The organism is Rhodococcus sp. IEGM 1372 (assembly GCF_030056835.1).
Lineage (GTDB): Bacteria > Actinomycetota > Actinomycetes > Mycobacteriales > Mycobacteriaceae > Rhodococcoides.
Genome location: NZ_JASHKS010000040.1, coordinates 1 through 16293, shown reverse-complemented (window position 1 = coordinate 16293; position 16293 = coordinate 1). Strand labels below are relative to the sequence as shown.

The following is a 16293-nucleotide window of genomic DNA, read 5'->3' as shown; positions in this document are numbered from 1 at the left end:
GTCCGGAGAACGCCATGTCCTCGAACACCGTGACAAACAGAAACGAACGCACCGCCGTACTCGAGGTCGGTGGCCTGCACTGGGCGACCTCGACGGCGGTGGTGCAATCCACCTTGCTCCGCCGACCCGGCGTCCTTGCTGTCGAGGCCAACGCGGTGAACCAGACCGCGACCGTCACCTACGACCCGGCCGTGACCTCGGTGGCGACTCTGACCGACTGGGTACGGGACTGCGGATACCACTGCGAGGGCAAGTCGGTGCCCTCGCACCTGTGCGACCCGCAGGAGGAACCGCGCGAACACACCGCCCACCCCTCTGCCGCACCCACCCCTGCCGCACAGGACGACCACGCCGCGCACGACGACCACGCCACCCACACGCCCCAGCAGTTGATGGGCCACGGCGGGCACGCCGGGATGTCGATGGACGCGATGGTGCGCGACATGCGCAACCGCTTCCTCGTGGCGGCACTGCTGTCGATCCCGATCCTGCTGTGGTCGCCGATCGGGCGAGAGGTGCTCGGATTCACCGTGGCGGCACCGTTCGGCCTACGCGACGACGTCTTCTCGCTGCTGTTGTCGATTCCGGTGGTCTTCTACTCGTCGTGGATCTTCTTCGATGGCGCCTACCGCGCCCTCAAGGCCCGAACCCTGGACATGATGGTGCTCGTCGCCGTCGCGGTCGGCACCGGCTGGCTCTACAGCGTGGGCGTGACCCTGACCGGCGGCGGAGAGGTGTTCTACGAGGCCGCCACGGTGTTGGCCAGCTTCGTGCTGCTCGGGCACTGGTTCGAGATGCGCGCGCGCGGCGGCGCCAACGACGCCATCCGCACCCTGCTCGAACTCGCCCCACCCCAGGCGGTGGTGCTACGCGGCGGTGAGCCGGCGGAAATCCCCACCACCGAGGTCGTGGTCGGAGACCTGCTGCTGATCCGGCCGGGGGCGAAGATCCCCGTCGACGGGACCGTCGAGAACGGCCACTCCGAGGTCGACGAATCCATGGTCACCGGTGAGTCCCTGCCGGTCACCAAGACCGAAGGCTCCGGCGTGATCGGTGCGTCGATCAACACCACCGGCACCCTGCGGGTCCGGGCGACCAAGGTCGGCTCCGACACCGCCCTCGCCCAGATCGTCGCCCTCGTCCAAGAAGCACAGAACTCGAAGGCCCCCGGCCAGCGCCTGGCCGATCGGGCCGCGTTCTGGCTGGTCTTCGTCGCCCTGGTCGGCGGCGTGGGCACCTTCCTGGTGTGGTGGCTGCTCGACGGGGACGTACAGATGGCGCTGCTGTTCGCCATTACCGTCGTGGTGATCACCTGCCCCGACGCGCTCGGGTTGGCGACCCCGACCGCGATCATGGTCGGGACCGGCCTGGGCGCCAAGCGCGGCGTGCTGTTCAAGAACGCCACCGCTCTCGAGACCTCGGCCCGGATCGACACCGTGGTGATGGACAAGACCGGCACCTTGACCAAAGGCGAGCCGGAGGTCACCGACGTCGTCCTCGAGGGTCTGCCCGAGGACGAACTCTGGACGCTGGTGACAGCGGTCGAACGCGAATCCGAACATCCCCTCGCGGGCGCAATCGTGCGCCATGCGACCGAGCGCGGCATTCCCGCCGTCTCGGTGGAGAACTTCCGCAACGTGCCCGGCCACGGCGCGGTTGCCGAGGTGGCCGGCCGGCGGGTAGCAGTGGGCAACCGCAAGCTCATGGTGGCCGAGGACGTCGACTTCGGCGCGCTGATGGACCGACGCGACGAGCTCGCCGCGACGGGGCGTACTGCCGTGCTCGTCGCGGTCGACGGCCGTGGTGTCGGGGTGATCGCCCTGGCCGACGCCGCCCGGGAAACCTCGGCCGAGGCGGTGGCGTCGCTGCACGAGCTCGGTATCGAGGTGGTCATGCTCTCCGGCGACAACGAAGCGACCGCCCGGCGCATCGCCGCACAGCTGGGCATCGACACCGTCATCGCCGAGGTGCTGCCCGCCGACAAGGCCGACAAGATCGCCGAACTGCAACGCGGCGGCAAGAAGGTCGCCATGGTCGGCGACGGGGTCAACGACGCCCCCGCCCTCGCGCAGGCGGATCTGGGCATCGCCATCGGCGCCGGCACCGACGTCGCCATCGAAACCGCCGACCTGGTGCTGATGCGTTCGGACCCACTCGATGTGCCGATCGCGTTGCGCATCGGCCGGGGCACCCTGCGCAAGATGCGGCAGAACCTCGGCTGGGCGGTCGGCTACAACGTCATCGCCTTGCCGATCGCCGCCGGCGTGTTCGAACCCGCCTTCGGGCTGGTGCTGCGCCCGGAGATCGCGGCGCTGTCGATGTCCGGCTCAAGCCTGATCGTCGCGGTCAACGCCTTGATGCTCAAACGACTCGAGCTTCCCCGCCAGGTCGGCGCGGCCGCATCGGAGGCACCGGTGGCAGCCGCGCAGCCCCGAGTCGGGGACACGACCGGATAGCGGCGCTCGCGGCGATCCATCCAACTTTCAGCCAAACTTTCAACAACGGATCCGAAGGAGGATATCGATGACCGCGCCGATACGAGTGGCCGTGACGGGATACGGAGTCATCGGCAAGCGAGTCGCCGATGCGGTCCGGGCCATGCCCGATATGCATCTGGTCGGAGTGGCCGATGTTGCCACCGACTGGCGGATCCGCACCGCCGCGGAACTCGGCATTCCGGTATTTGCGGCCGGCGAGTCCGCCCGGCACGCGATGGTCAGCGCCGGCATTCCGGTGCTCGGCACCCTCGAGGACCTGCTCGGCCAGGTGGACGTCGTTGTGGACGCCACACCGAAGAAGGTGGCCGCCGCCGCTCTTCCCCTCTATCGTCGGGCCGGGGTGAAGGTGATCCTGCAGGGCGGTGAATCGCATGCCACGACCGGTCATTCCTTCGTCGCGCAGGCGAATTACGCCAGCGCCGTGGGCCGGGAGAGCACGCGGGTGGTCTCGTGCAACACCACCAGCATCGTGCGGGTCCTCGGGGCGTTGGATGCGGCGGATCTGCTGGCCAGCGCGCGGGGCACACTGATCCGGCGCGCCACCGATCCCGGCGAGTCCCACCTGGGTGGGGTGATGAACACGATCGTTCCCGAGTCGTCCATTCCCTCCCATCAAGGACCGGACGCGCGAACCGTCCTGCCGAATCTCGATGTGGTGACCATGGCCGCCAAGGCCGCGCACACCCAAACCCACAACCATTACTGGAGCCTGCGACTGCGCCGACGCAGCAGCCGCGATGAGGTCCTCGCTGCCCTGCACGCTGCCCCGCGGATCGCCTTCGTCACCATGGCGGAGGGACTGGTGGCGTTGAACACCACCGTCGAACTGATGCGGGATCTCGGGAGGCCGCGGGGCGATATGTGGGAGGTTGCGGTGTGGGAGGACGTGGTGACCGTCGACGGAGACGAGGCCTACCTCACCTATCAGGTGTTCAACGAAGCGATCGTCGTACCAGAATCGATCGACGCGATCCGGGCGGTGACCGGCACCGTCGACGACGGCGCCGCCTCCATCGCCCTCACCGATGAGGTTCTCGGGATGCGTCGACGGTTCCTACCGTCGCTGTCCTCACCGACACCGCCCCCTGCGTAGCAGGCCTGCTCGTTGTACTGACTCGTTGTACTGACTCGTTGTACTACTACCGAGGCAGGTGGGCGAAACGAGTGCCCGGCATCGGAAGAGGGGCCGACACGCTGGTCGGCGGAGTCACCTCGGCGCTTGGGCGATACGCATCCGACAATTACACGGTAAATTTCCCGCATGGTTGAATTCGAGAGGACCGAGGAATAGGGACCACGCTGAGAACGTGTGGTAGCCGGCGAGTATCTACGAGGGGAGCCATGCAGCGATTGGGCGGTCTCGAGGCCGAGGTGATGAACGAGCTGTGGTCCACCGACGAGCCGCAGTCGGTACACGACCTCGTCGAACGCCTGAGCGGCCGCAAACAACTCGCCTACACGACCATCCTGACCGTGGTGACCCACCTGCACGAGAAGGGCTGGGTGCAGCGGGAAAAGCGCAGCCGGGCCTACTTCTATTCACCGTCGTGCAGTCGCGAGGAAGCCACGTCCCAGGCCTTGCGGGCATTGCTCGACAGCAGCGCCGACCCCAGTGCGGTGCTGCTGCACTTCGCCAAGACGGTGACCGACCCGGAATTCGATGCGCTGCGTCGCGGACGCACCGGTGGGCCCACGGACCAATGACTCTGGCGGTAATTCTCCTTGTCGGCGCAGCTCTGATCGCAGTGGCAGCGCCGACGTTGCTGCGACGCCTGACCGACACAGCCCTGACACCGAGGACGGTGCTGGCGGCATGGCTCGGCAGTATCGGCGGGACCGTGTTCTTCGGTGCCTCCGCGGTGGCCGTCTCGCTCTGGCCCGAGCATGCGCCCGCCGAATCGGCCGTCGAGACCCTGGTGCGCTGTTGGTCGGCGCTCTCGCACACCGCAGCCCCAGGGATCACCGCGGCGGTCGCCGGCGCTGTCACCGTTGCTCTGGCCCTCGCGGCGATCCGCACCACCGTCGTGGGTCGGCGCCACACCCGGGAGTCGCGCCGGGTGCGGACCTATCACCGTGAGGTGGTGGCCATCGTGGCGCGGTCCCGAGGCGATGTCATGTGGCTCGATCACCCACTGCCGATGGCCTACAGCGTCGCCGGTCGCCCCGGCTTCGTGGTGGCCACCGAAGGTTTGTCGGCGTGCCTGAGCGCCGGCGAACGCGAAGCCGTTCTTGCGCACGAGCGTGCCCATCTGCGAGGCCAACACCACCGCATCGTCAATGTGTGCAATGTTCTGGCCGAGGTGTTCCCCCGCGTGCCGCTGTTCGCCGCAGCGCCGACCGCGGTGACCACCCTCGTCGAACTCACCGCGGATCAGCATGCCGCCCGGGTCACCAGCCCCGCCACGGTGCGGTCGGCGTTGACGGCGGTGTCGGCGTCGACTCTGCCGCGGCCGGCGGGGACACTGGGGTTGAGCAACGACACGTCGCTGCGGTTGTGGAATCTGCGCCTCGCGGGTCGGGCGCGCTGGCCCTGGCTGTCCTGCGCGGCAATGGGCACGGTGTCCATGGTGGGTCCGATCTTTACGGTCCTGGCGGGCGCCGGCGCGGTGTCCGCGCTCGTGTGTACCTGAACCTCCCCCCAGTTCCGCGGAAATACTGGTCCCGGCCGTACCCGGGGGCCGTACCCGGGGCGCGGCCACTTCGGAGCCTGCGCCGCCGACGTGCGCGGCCGCTCGAGATAGGCGCCGACACCGCGCCCACGACCCGAACGCAGAGGGTCGGCGTGCTCGTGCGCCGGACGCCCGGCCCCGATGACCGCGGCACCGACCGTGCCCGAGAAGGCAGGGGAAGGGGTGCCGGCCGACCGCAGGCTGACCTCGGGGTTCGGCCGGCTCGATGCCTGGACCAACCGATCGGCCCGGTTTGCGCTGCTACAGTCAGGAAGTTGTGAGCGCAGTTGCGATACGCCCCCCGCGTACGCGGACGGTCATCGCCGTCGCTGCTGTTCTGTATCTGCTCGCGCACACCATCGCCCAATGCGGCCTGTTCCTCGCCCACGATCACGACACGGACGTGCACGTGGTGACCACCTCGACCGCGGTCGCCGCGGAGGAGCACGCCCCCGGGCACGCGCACATCGAGCAGGGCGAGCACTGCCCTCACGAGGGGCACACCGTCGTCGCCATGCCCCGGTCGGACAATCCGCTGCGCCCGTTGGGTACCGCCGCCGTGCTCGCTCTGGTCGCCCTCGTGGTGATGATGGCGCTGATGCCGGCCACCTTGGCCGCTCGTGCCCCACCGGATCCGATACCCCGCGCCCGCTCCGGGCGCACCATTCTCAACGCTCTCTGTATCAATCGGTGCTGATCGGCAGCCCGCAGGCCACCTCGGGGATCTTCCCTGGTGGCCCGCTTCGCGCTGCCCGTCACCGATGTACTGCGCCCGTCGCAGTCCGATACAGGGATCACACTCACATGACTAGTGCTGTTCACTCCACATTCGCGGCATCGTCCTCCGCGCACCTGCTGACCACCGCCCTCCGCTGCCCCCCAGCCCGCCACCATGGTCGGCAACACCCCCGTCCTGTGGATCGGGGAGCCGTTCGCCGGCACCGGACGCGGTTTCTGGGCCAAGCTCGAAGGCAGTAATCCGGGCGGAATGAAGGACCGGCCCGCCCTGCACATGGTCGAACGCGCCAAGGCCCGCGGCGACCTCGCCCCTGGGGCGATGATCATCGAATCCACCAGCGGCACCCTCGGCCTGGGTTTGGCCCTGGCCGGGATCACCCACCACCATCCGGTCACCCTGGTCACCGACCCCGGCCTCGAGCCGATCGTGCACCGGATGCTCGCCGCGTACGGCGCCACCGTCGAACTGGTCACCGAGCCGCACCCGAGCGGCGGCTGGCAACAGGCGCGTCGGGACAAGGTCACCGCGCTGCTCGGCGCGCACCCCGGCGCGTGGTGCCCCGATCAATACACCAATCCGGACAACGTCGACGCCTACGAATCCCTCGCCCTGGAACTGGCCGCCCAACTCGGCCGCGTGGACGTGCTGGTCTGCTCGGTGGGCACCGGTGGACACTCGGCCGGGGTGGCCCGGGTGCTGCGCCGGTTCTGCCCGGAGTTGAAACTGGTCGGGGTCGACACCGTCGGTTCGACGATCTTCGGTCAACCCGCCCACACCCGGCTCATGCGCGGACTCGGGTCGAGCATCTACCCCGACAACATCGACTATCCGGCCTTCGACGAGGTGCACTGGGTGGCCCCGCACGAGGCGGTCTGGTCCTGCCGCACCCTGGCGGCCACCCACCACGCCAGCGGCGGATGGAGTGTCGGGGCGGTGGCGCTGGCGGCCGGGTGGATCGCTCGCACCAGCGCCCCGGAGACTCGGGTGGCGGCGATCTTCCCGGACGGTCCGCAACGCTACTTCGACACCATCTATAACGACGACTACTGCGCCGAGCACGGCCTGCTCGAGGCCAACCCGCCCACCGCACCGGCCACCATCGACCATCCGACCGACCAGATCGTGTCGTCGTGGACCCGGTGCGCCACCGTCATCGACCCCACCGAAGGCGTGTCATGACCGCTCTGGTGGCCCAGTTCCGCAGCTTCGACCGGCCCGCGCAGGTGCTGATGGTCAACCAGTTCTCCATCAACATCGGTTTCTACATGCTCATGCCCTATCTGGCGGGATACCTTGCCGGTCCGCTGGGGTTGGCGGCGTGGGCGGTCGGGCTGGTGCTGGGGGTGCGGAACTTCTCCCAGCAGGGCATGTTCCTGGTCGGCGGCACCCTCGCCGATCGGCTCGGGTACAAGCCGCTGATCGTCGCCGGGTGTCTTTTGCGGGTGGCCGGGTTCGGGCTGCTCGCCGCCGTCGAGTCCCTCCCGGCAATCCTGATCGCCTCGGTGGCCACCGGCTTCGCCGGGGCGCTGTTCAACCCGGCGGTGCGTGCCTACCTCGCCGCCGACGCCGGTGCGCGGCGGGTGGAGGCGTTCGCGGTGTTCAACGTCTTCTACCAGGCCGGGATTCTGCTCGGTCCGTTGGTCGGGCTCGCTCTGACCACCCTCGACTTCCGGGTCACCGCGCTGGTGGCGGCGGCGGTGTTCGCCGTGTTGACCGTGGTGCAGATCTGGGCGTTGCCTGCCCACCGCGCCGCCCCGAGCGCCGGAAAGACCTCGGTGCTCGAGGATTGGCGGGTCATCGCCGCGAACCGCCCGTTCGTGCTGTTCGCGGTGGCGATGATCGGGTCCTATGTGCTCTCCTTCCAGGTGTATCTGGCGCTGCCGCTGCAAGCGGCGCAGATTGTCGGCGGCGGTCGCTCCGACACCGTGCTGGTGACCTCTTTGTTCGTGGTCTCCGGGATTGTCGCGATCGCCGGGCAGCTGCGGATCACCTCCTGGTTCGCTCGCCGTTGGGGCTCGGGGCGCAGTCTGGTGATCGGCATGCTGATCATGGCGTCCGCGTTCGTGCCGTTGGTGCTGGTCCCCAGCCCGGAGGTACTGGGCGGCGCGGTCGCGGCCGGTGCGCTGATTCTCACTGCCGCGCTGCTGGCCGTGGGCACTGCGGCGGTGTTCCCGTTCGAGATGGACACCGTCGTCGCCCTCGCCGGTGGCCGGTTGGTCGCCACCCACTACGGGTTCTACAACACGATCGTCGGCATCGGCATTCTGGTGGGCAACCTCGGTACCGGTGTGGTGTTCGGGTGGCTCAGCGGTGCGGGGCTGGGCTCGTTGATCTGGGTGGCGCTCGCCGGTGTCGGCGTCCTTTGTGTCGCCGCCCTGTTCGTCCTGGATCGCTCCGGGCGGTTGCGTCCCCCAGCGGAGCGTGCCCCCGCCGCCGCGCAGCCGGACACCGAGGACACCGATCCGGCGGACATCGGTGAGGTGCGCGCTCGCTCCTGACCTGATCCCCGGCCGAGTTGCGTGGTCACGTACCCCACCCCGCTCCCTCGACGCAAACTGCGTCGAGGGAGCGGGGTGGCGGCCACTGCCCTGGACCGAGAGGCAAGTGCGCCGAGGGGCCTGTCCGAGCGGGTCGTCCCGTCCGCCGGCCGTCCCGTCTGTCCCGCCGAGACTTGCCGGCGCAGACCGGGGGCGCAGGGGAGCAGAACACGCCGGGCGCCGGTGGGGGATGGCCGCCGGGCCGCCAGGACGAAGGCCGGTTCACCAATGCGTGATGCCGAGCCCGCCCCCTGGGTGGGACGAGACTCGGCATCACTGGAGCGATCTACTTCGCCCGGCGCGTTACGCCCGTGCGTTAGGTACGCGAGAGGTCGGTCTGGGCGACACCTCGCGCGGCCAGCTACTGGATCGGATCGACCTTCGTTCCGTCCGGGTTGGTGGTTTCGAAGTGCAGATGAGGCCCGGTGGACTCGCCGCGGTTTCCGACGGTGGCGATCTGCTCGCCGGCCTGTACCTGTTGGCCGACCGAGACCAGGGTTTCGTTGATGTGACCGTAGGTGCTCGTCGAACCGTCCTCGTGCCGGATCTGGACCCACAGACCGAATCCGGAGGCCGGACCGGAATCGGTCACGGTGCCGCCGGCGGCCGCATACACCGGTGTGCCGATGCTGTTGGCGATGTCGAGACCGGCGTGGGTGGTGCCCCATCGGGGACCGAAGGGAGAGGTCACCGTTCCTGCGACCGGCGCGACCGCGAGCGGCTGCGGTAACCACGACGATGCGGTGATCGGCGGAACGGTGGCCGCGGCCGATGCCGGCGCCGCCACCGTCTCCTTGCCCGGGATGATCTCGGGACTCGAGGGTGGACTCGGGACCGAGGCCTGCTCGGGGACCGGGGCGGACTCCGTGACCGGGGCGTGGTCCGGCGCAGGGTGCAGGTGGTGCTCGGCGGCGAACCGGTCGACGGTGGCGCCGACTTCGGGGAGGGCGGCCACGGCTGCCGGCAGGGCGGCGGCCACGGCTGCCGGCAGGGGCATCGGGGTGGAGGCGGGAGCCGGTGCGTCGTGGCTCGCCCCGGCGGGGTGCGCTCCGGCCGCGGCCGGGGCGGCGAGCTGTGAGCCCACCGCCAAAAATGGATGTCGGCGTCCAGGTGCGGCCGCCATCGGTGCTGTCGATCAGCCCCAACGGATTCGGCGCCGAACTCGACGGTCCCGGATGCCCGGACGCGAAGAGACGGTCAGTTCCCGGAGCGCCGGTCAGTCCCATGAAGTCGTCGTCGGAGACCCCGACGCGGGTGGTGCGCCCGTCCGCGGCGAGGTCGACGAGACCGGTGTGGGTACCGGCCAGCACCACACCGCCGGAATCGAGGTGCAGACCGTGCAGATGATCCAGGGCCGGTTCCAACGCTGTACCAGGCACCTCCGATGCGACCCCCGACTCGGTGGTCGTGGTGGATTGTTCACCGGTCGCACAAGCGGCGAGCACAGCCACCGCAGCAACAGGCACCAGGACACGCGCCCACCGGCGCGGGGGAAAACTCGACATGAGAAGCAGAAACTCGTTTCGGATCGGGTCGGTGGCCGGCTCAGGTGCGGGCCAGGTGGGCGGGGTCGAGGTCGAGGCGCCGCAACAGCTGGGCGTTGAGCGCCACGACGATGGTCGAGACGGACATGAGGATCGCGGCCACCGCGGGGGAGATCGCGACGCCGGCGAAGGCCAGCACACCCGCGGCGAGTGGCACGGCGATGATGTTGTAGCCGGTCGCCCACACCAGGTTCTGCCACATCTTGCGGTAGCTGGCATGCGAGAGCGCGATGATCGACAGCACCGCCCGCGGATCGTTCGCCGCCAGCACGACCCCGGCGGATTCGATGGCCACATCGGTGCCGGCACCGATCGCGACACCGACATCGGCGCGGGCCAGAGCCGGGGCGTCGTTGACACCGTCGCCGACCATCGCGACCGTGTGCCCACGATTCTGCAGCTCGGTGACCTTGGCGTCCTTGTGTTCGGGCAGCACCTCGGCGAACACCTCGTCGATCCCGAGGTCGGCCGCCACCGCGTCGGCGACCTGCCGCGCATCGCCGGTGATCATCGCGACCTTCACCCCGCGGGCGTGCAGGGCGTCGAGGGCCTGACGGGATTCCTCGCGCACGGCGTCCTCGAGGGCCACCGCGCCGAGCACCCGGCCGCCGTGGGCCAGGTGCAGCACCGAGGCCCCGCGTTGGATCCATCCGGCGGTGACGGCGGTGACGTCGGTGGGCACCGACAACCGCAGATCGGCCAGCATGGCCGGGCCCCCGACGATCGCCTCGGTGCCGTCGATGAGCGCGCGCACCCCCCGTCCCGGCAGGGACCGGAAGTCGGTGGCGACGATCCGCTCGCCCGCCGGGACACGACTGTCGGCGGCGGCGACGATGGCCCGGGCGACGGGATGTTCGCTGTCGGCCTCGACCGCCGCGGCCAACGCCAGCACCTGCTCGTCGCTGGTACCGGCGGTGGTGACCACACCGGTGACCTGGTGCCGGCCCTGGGTCAACGTGCCGGTCTTGTCGAAGAGGACCACGTCGACGGTGCGCATGCGTTCGAGCGCGAGCCGGTCCTTGACCAGCACCCCCGACTTGGCGGCGCGTTCGGTGGAAATCGCGATCACCAGCGGGATCGCCAAACCGAGTGCGTGCGGGCAGGCGATGACGAGCACGGTGACGGTACGCACCACGGCCTCGTCGACGTTGCCGAGCAGCGACCACACCGCGAAGGTGAGGATGCCGGCGACGGTGGCGAAGTAGAACAGGAACGCTGCGGCCTTGTCCGCCAGCGCCTGGGCACGGGACGAGGAGGCCTGGGCGTCGGCGACCATCCGTTGGATACCGGCCAGGGCAGTGTTCTCGCCGACCGCGGTGATCTGCACCCGCAGGGCGCTGTCGGTCGCGACGGTGCCGGCGACCACGGTGTCGCCTACCTGCCGGGTGACCGCCTTGGATTCGCCGGTGATCATCGATTCGTCGACCTCGGCGCGGCCGTCGGTGACGGTGCCGTCGGCGGGTACTCGCGCTCCGGCGCGCACGAGTACCCGATCGCCGTGGGACAGCTCCGAGATCGGCACCTCGCGGGTGCCGTCATCGGTGATCTTCTCTGCGGTATCCGGCAGCATCGCGGCCAGGGCTTCGAGGGCACCCGACGCCGAACCGAGAGCGCGCATCTCGAGCCAGTGCCCGAGCAGCATGATCACGATCAGCAGCGCGAGTTCCCACCAGAAGTCCAGGTCGAACCCGCCGAGACCCAAGGTGGTGACCCAGGACGCGAGGAACGCAACGGTGATCGCCATGGCGATCAGCAGCATCATCCCGGGCCGGCGAGAGCGTAGTTCGGCCCAGCCGCCGGTGAGGAACGGGGTGCCGCCGTAGACGAAGATCACCGTGCCCAGGACCGGCGGAATCCACATGGCCCCGGGGAAGTCCGGCATGGGGTAGCCGAGCAGGTCGGCGACCATGTGGCTGAACGCGACGACCGGCACCGACAGGATCAGGCTGATCCAGAACCGGCGGCGGAACATCTCCCCGTGTGCCCCGTGACCGGCATGCCGATCGTGCCCACCATGGCCGCCATGAGCGTCGTGCTCAGGGTGGGTGTCGTGACCGACGTGGGCGAGGTGCTCGCCGTGCCCGGCGTGCGCATCATGCTCGTCGGGTGGCGGGCTCTGGACCTCGGCGCCGTCATTGTGTCCGGCGGGCGACGGGTCCGGGTGGGGGTGTCCGTGCTGCGGGTGCGACATCGAAAGCCTCCTGGGATGGCGAACGGGCCGAGAGGAACCGGGCGGCGCCCGGTTACAGGGTGGTCAACAGCTGCCGCATGGTCTCGATCTCCTGCTGCTGCGTGTCGCCGATGGTGCGGGCCATCTCTACCGCGTCGGGGAACTGTCCGTCCTCGATCTCGGTCTGCGCCATGTCGACTGCGCCTTCGTGGTGGGCGATCATCTGCTCGAGGAACAGGCGAGCGGCGTCGGCGCCCTGTGCCTCGGACAGCGCCTGCATGTCCTCCTCACTCATCATCCCTTCCATCTCCATCCCCTCCATCCCCTCCATACCGTCCATGCCCTCGTCCATGCCCTCGTCCATGCCGGGCATGTCGTGGCCTGTCTCGGGCATCTCGGTGGGCTCACCCCACTGCTCGAGCCAGGACTCGAGCTGGGTGATCTCCGGGCCCTGAGCGGCCTTGATCTGCTCGGCCAGCGCGGTCACCTCCTCGGGGATCCCTTCTTTGGCCAGCAGCATGTCGCTCATCTCGATCGCCTGACTGTGGTGCGGCAACATCATCTGCGCGAACATCACGTCGGCGTCGTTGTGCGCCGCGGCCTCGTCGGCTGCCGAGGTGGCGGTGGCCGAGGTCGTGGCCGGCGAGGTCGCGACGGTGGTGCCGGTCCCGGTGTCGCTGCACGCCGCCGCGGCGAACACCACCGCCAGGGCGGTGGCGCCGACGGCGAGAAACTTCTTGTTGTTCATGGGATGTGGTCCTTTCTCGAACGGTCACAGACCGCCATGGCACCGAAGTCCGGACACGGCCGGTCCGCATGCGGGGATCAGGCCAGGTAGGACACGGTGGTCATCATCCCGGCCTCCTGGTGGTAGGCGTTGTGGCAGTGCAGGGCCCATTGGCCCGGGTTGTCGGTGTCGAATTCGATCTCGACGGTGCGCATCGGCCCGATGGTGACGGTGTCCTTGCGCAGACCGGTGTCGGTGAGCGCGAAGGTGTGCCCGTGCAGGTGCATCGGGTGGAACATGTCCGACATGTTCCGCATCCGCATGCGCACCCGCTGCCCTTCGTTGACGTTCAGCGGCGGGATGTCGGGGTGGGCGCGGCCGTTGAGGGTCCACCGGTACGGCGACATGGTCCCGCCCATATCCACGCTGTGATACAGGTCGTGATCGCGCTCCGTCAGCCGCACATACTCGCGGGGCGCGAGGTCGGTGCCGAGCAGCACCCGCCGCTCCAGCTCGCCGGGTCGCGACTGCGCGGGTAGCTCGCCGGCGGCGGTGCGCACCAGCGCTAGCCCGTGCCCGGTCTTGCCTTCCGCCTGCGCGAACAACGGGAACACGCCGTCGCCGAGGGTGACGAGCACATCGACACGCTCGCCCATCCCGATCAGCAGCGCATCGGTGTCCTGCGGCACGACCGGGAAGCCGTCGGTGTGGGTGACGGTCATCCGGTGCCCACCGAGGGCGACGCGGAACGCAGTGTCGGCGCCGGCGTTGACGAACCGGATCCGCGCCCGCTGTCCGGGTGTCGCGGTGAACACGATCGGGTCCTCGGGGACGCGCCCGCCGACCAGGAAATGCGGGTAGCTCACGTCTCCGGCGCCGCCGAGCAGCGGGGAGAGCATGGTCTCCTCACCCGTGTCCATTCCGTCCATGTCCATGGCGCCGTGGTCCATTCCGCCCATCCCGCCGTCGCCACTGGCACCGGTGGCGGCGCCGATGCCGAGGTCGCGGGCCACGTCGTCGGGGGTGCGGCCGGTGCCGTCGAGCCAGTCGTCGAGCACCACGATCCACTCGTGGTCGTAGTCGCCGGGCTCGTTCGGATCGTCGATGACCAACGGCCCGTACAGGCCGCGATCGAGCTGCAATCCCGAATGCGAGTGGTAGAAGTACGTGCCCGGATCCGGGACCGTGAACTCGTAGGCGAACCGGCCGCCGGCCACGATCGGATCCTGGGTCAGCCCGGGCACACCGTCCATGTCGTTGCTCAACGCCAGCCCGTGCCAGTGCACACTCGTCTCCGCCGGCAGCTGGTTGTCCACCTCCACCCGCAGCAGATCCCCGGCGCGGGCTCGCAGCAGCGGCCCCGGTAGCTGCTCGTCGTACCCCCAGGTCGACACGATGCGCCCGCCAAGGTCCGCCTCGACCGGACGCGGCGTCAACCGCGCCGAGACCACCTGCTGACCCGGGATGCGGCGTTGCTGTTCGAGACGGCGCACCGCAGTCGACGAGGCCTGCACGGGGGCACCGGTCGGTGAGCCCGACCCGGAACAGGCCATCAGGACGCCGGCCCCGGCAAGTATTGATCCGAGAAGGAAGGATCGACGGACCAGCTCAGCCATGAACATGCCCCTGCCGGTGCTCGACCTTCGTGGTGTCGCCGGGGTGCATCAGCACCTGCCGACGGGCCACGAATTCATCGGAGTCGATGTCACCGCGGGCGAAACGCGTCTCGAGCAGCCGAAGCGGATCGGACTCCTGGCTGGTGCGGCCGGGTCCGTTCGCACGGTCGGTGCGGAACATCATGGCCATCAGATAGATCACCACCGCCCAGAACGCGAACATGCACACGGCCATGACGATCCATCCGGTCCAGGTCAGCTCACCTGCCCAGCCCATCATGGTCGCCTCCTTTCACCGGTTCGTGCTTCCAGCCTGGTGTGCCTACCCGTGGATTCCTGTGGAGGTCGTATGAAGATTTGCTCAAGAAGCCACACCGCCTCGTCGACAGCGGTGTCCGCTGGTGAAGATGGACGCCATGGACTCCTCCGCTCGCACCCCCACCGCGACCAGCGACTCTGCGGCGCCGCCGCGCCCGTCGACCGGGTTGCGGGCGATGGTCGTCGAGGACGAGGCACCGTTGGCGAACCTGATCGGCTCGTATCTCGAACGCGACGGGTTCGAGACCGCGATCACCGGTGACGGCGCCGACGCCGTCACCCTCGCCCGACAGGTCGACCCCGACGTCGTGGTCCTCGATCTCGGCCTGCCCCATCTGGACGGGGTCGAGGTGTGCCGGCAACTGCGGACGTTCTCCGACGCCTATGTCGTGATGCTCACCGCCCGCACCGAAGAGATCGACACCCTCATCGGGCTGTCCGTCGGCGCAGATGACTACATGAGCAAACCGTTCAGCCCCCGCGAATTGATGGCCCGCATCCAGGCCATGCTGCGCCGTCCCCGCGCCCACGTCGCCGCACCCAGACCGGCCGAGACCGCCGCCACCGGCCTGATCCGCCGCGCCGGGGACCTGGCCCTCGATGTCGACGGCCGGGAAGTCACCGTCGCCGGGAGGCCGGTGGCCTTGACCCGCACCGAGTTCGACGTCCTGGCCGCGCTGGCCCGCGATCCCGGCGTGGTGCTCACCCGGGCTCAGCTGATCGAGGCGGTGTGGGGACCGAGCTGGACCGGCGACGCGCATCTGGTCGATGTGCACGTCGGTCATCTGCGCCGCAAACTCGGCGACGATGCTGTCCGCGGCCGCTATGTGCGCACCGTGCGTGGGGTCGGCTACAAGATGGGCGCCGGACAATGACGGCCCGGCGCCCCCACCGCAGACGAGGTTCAGCTGCATCGCCCCAGCAGGCACTGGCGGGATCGAGTTTCGGCACCCGGCTGTTCCTCGCCTTGACCGTGGTGGTGGTCGGCTGCGCCGCCAGCGCCTGGCTCGTCGCCTCCGCCCTCGCGCCCGGGATCTTCCATGATCACCTCGGCCAGGCCGGCATCGACCACAACTCGAGTCAGGCCGCGCACGTCGAAGAGGCGTTCGCCTGGTCGATCGTCCTTGCATGGGGTCTGGCGGTCGCGGTCGCGGTGCTGCTGGCATTGGCGGTGAGCTGGTACATCACCCGCCGTGTTCAACGCTCGTTGACCGCGGTGACCACCTCGACCGCCCGGATCGCAGGCGGCCGGTACGACACTCGCGTGTCCAGCCCCGGTCTCGGCCGCGAATTCGACGAGCTCGCCGTCACCGTTAACGAACTCGCCCGCCGTCTCGACGCCACCGAAAGTACCCGCCGCCGGATGCTCACCGACCTCGGCCACGAGATGCGCACCCCGATTGCGACCCTCGACTCTTATCTCGAAGCCCTCGACGACGGCGTCCGCACCCTCGACGACGACACCCGACAAGTTT

At 69.3% G+C, this 16293-nt stretch carries 14 protein-coding genes; 9 read left to right on the top strand and 5 right to left on the bottom strand.

What is annotated here, in order from left to right; all coding sequences use genetic code 11:
* The first annotated feature begins 14 nt into the window (after positions 1-14).
* The 7 genes from QM590_RS22045 to QM590_RS22015 all read left to right on the top strand — a co-directional run bounded on the left by QM590_RS22045 (position 15) and on the right by QM590_RS22015 (position 8404).
* Complete coding sequence (locus QM590_RS22045; protein ID WP_269596397.1) at positions 15-2456, top strand: heavy metal translocating P-type ATPase; 2442 nt, start codon at positions 15-17, stop codon at positions 2454-2456.
* 67 nt (positions 2457-2523) lie between these two features.
* Positions 2524-3591, top strand: a complete 1068-nt coding sequence (locus QM590_RS22040; protein WP_269596398.1) for a type II glyceraldehyde-3-phosphate dehydrogenase — start codon at positions 2524-2526, stop codon at positions 3589-3591.
* Positions 3592-3839: 248 nt separating this feature from the next.
* Entirely contained in the window at positions 3840-4202 is a 363-nt protein-coding gene (locus tag QM590_RS22035; protein WP_269596399.1) for a BlaI/MecI/CopY family transcriptional regulator, read from the top strand.
* Positions 4199-5128, top strand: a complete 930-nt coding sequence (locus QM590_RS22030; protein ID WP_269596400.1) for a M56 family metallopeptidase — start codon at positions 4199-4201, stop codon at positions 5126-5128. The genes QM590_RS22035 and QM590_RS22030 overlap by 4 nt, the downstream gene beginning before the upstream one ends.
* Before the next feature lie 316 nt (positions 5129-5444).
* Positions 5445-5864 (top strand): putative copper homeostasis (lipo)protein LpqS, encoded by a 420-nt coding sequence (gene lpqS / locus QM590_RS22025; RefSeq protein WP_269596401.1) that lies wholly within the window; start codon positions 5445-5447, stop codon positions 5862-5864.
* A 195-nt stretch (positions 5865-6059) separates the two neighbouring features.
* The gene (locus QM590_RS22020; RefSeq protein WP_269596402.1) at positions 6060-7085 is read left to right on the top strand and encodes a PLP-dependent cysteine synthase family protein; all 1026 of its coding nucleotides are present in this window, start codon (positions 6060-6062) and stop codon (positions 7083-7085) included.
* Positions 7082-8404 (top strand): MFS transporter, encoded by a 1323-nt coding sequence (locus tag QM590_RS22015; RefSeq protein WP_269596403.1) that lies wholly within the window; start codon positions 7082-7084, stop codon positions 8402-8404. Before QM590_RS22020 ends, QM590_RS22015 begins: the two co-directional genes overlap by 4 nt.
* Positions 8405-8804: 400 nt before the next feature.
* On the opposite strand, the gene QM590_RS22010 is transcribed toward QM590_RS22015, so the two are convergent.
* From QM590_RS22010 to QM590_RS21985, 5 genes are all read right to left on the bottom strand, one after another.
* Positions 8805-9527: a M23 family metallopeptidase gene (locus QM590_RS22010; RefSeq protein ID WP_269596404.1), complete on the bottom strand. Its 723-nt coding sequence runs from the start codon at positions 9525-9527 to the stop codon at positions 8805-8807.
* A gap of 461 nt (positions 9528-9988) precedes the next feature.
* Positions 9989-12178, bottom strand: coding sequence for a copper-translocating P-type ATPase (locus QM590_RS22000; protein WP_411741376.1), 2190 nt, complete (start codon positions 12176-12178; stop codon positions 9989-9991).
* Between the two features lie 52 nt (positions 12179-12230).
* Positions 12231-12905 (bottom strand): DUF305 domain-containing protein, encoded by a 675-nt coding sequence (locus tag QM590_RS21995; protein ID WP_269596405.1) that lies wholly within the window; start codon positions 12903-12905, stop codon positions 12231-12233.
* 77 nt (positions 12906-12982) lie between these two features.
* On the bottom strand, positions 12983-14500 hold the full coding sequence (locus tag QM590_RS21990; RefSeq protein WP_269596406.1) for a multicopper oxidase family protein: 1518 nt from the start codon (positions 14498-14500) through the stop codon (positions 12983-12985).
* A complete protein-coding gene (locus tag QM590_RS21985; RefSeq protein WP_132476093.1) occupies positions 14493-14780 on the bottom strand; it encodes an SHOCT domain-containing protein in 288 nt (95 codons plus the stop codon). Before QM590_RS21985 ends, QM590_RS21990 begins: the two co-directional genes overlap by 8 nt.
* 136 nt (positions 14781-14916) lie before the next feature.
* On the opposite strand from QM590_RS21985, the gene QM590_RS21980 reads away from it, so the two are divergent.
* Together QM590_RS21980 and QM590_RS21975 are read left to right on the top strand one after the other, a co-directional pair.
* Positions 14917-15693: a winged helix-turn-helix domain-containing protein gene (locus tag QM590_RS21980; protein WP_199233400.1), complete on the top strand. Its 777-nt coding sequence runs from the start codon at positions 14917-14919 to the stop codon at positions 15691-15693.
* Positions 15690-16293 (top strand): HAMP domain-containing protein (locus QM590_RS21975; protein ID WP_269596407.1); only part of this gene is annotated, 604 nt, incomplete at its 3' end. The genes QM590_RS21980 and QM590_RS21975, both read left to right, overlap by 4 nt.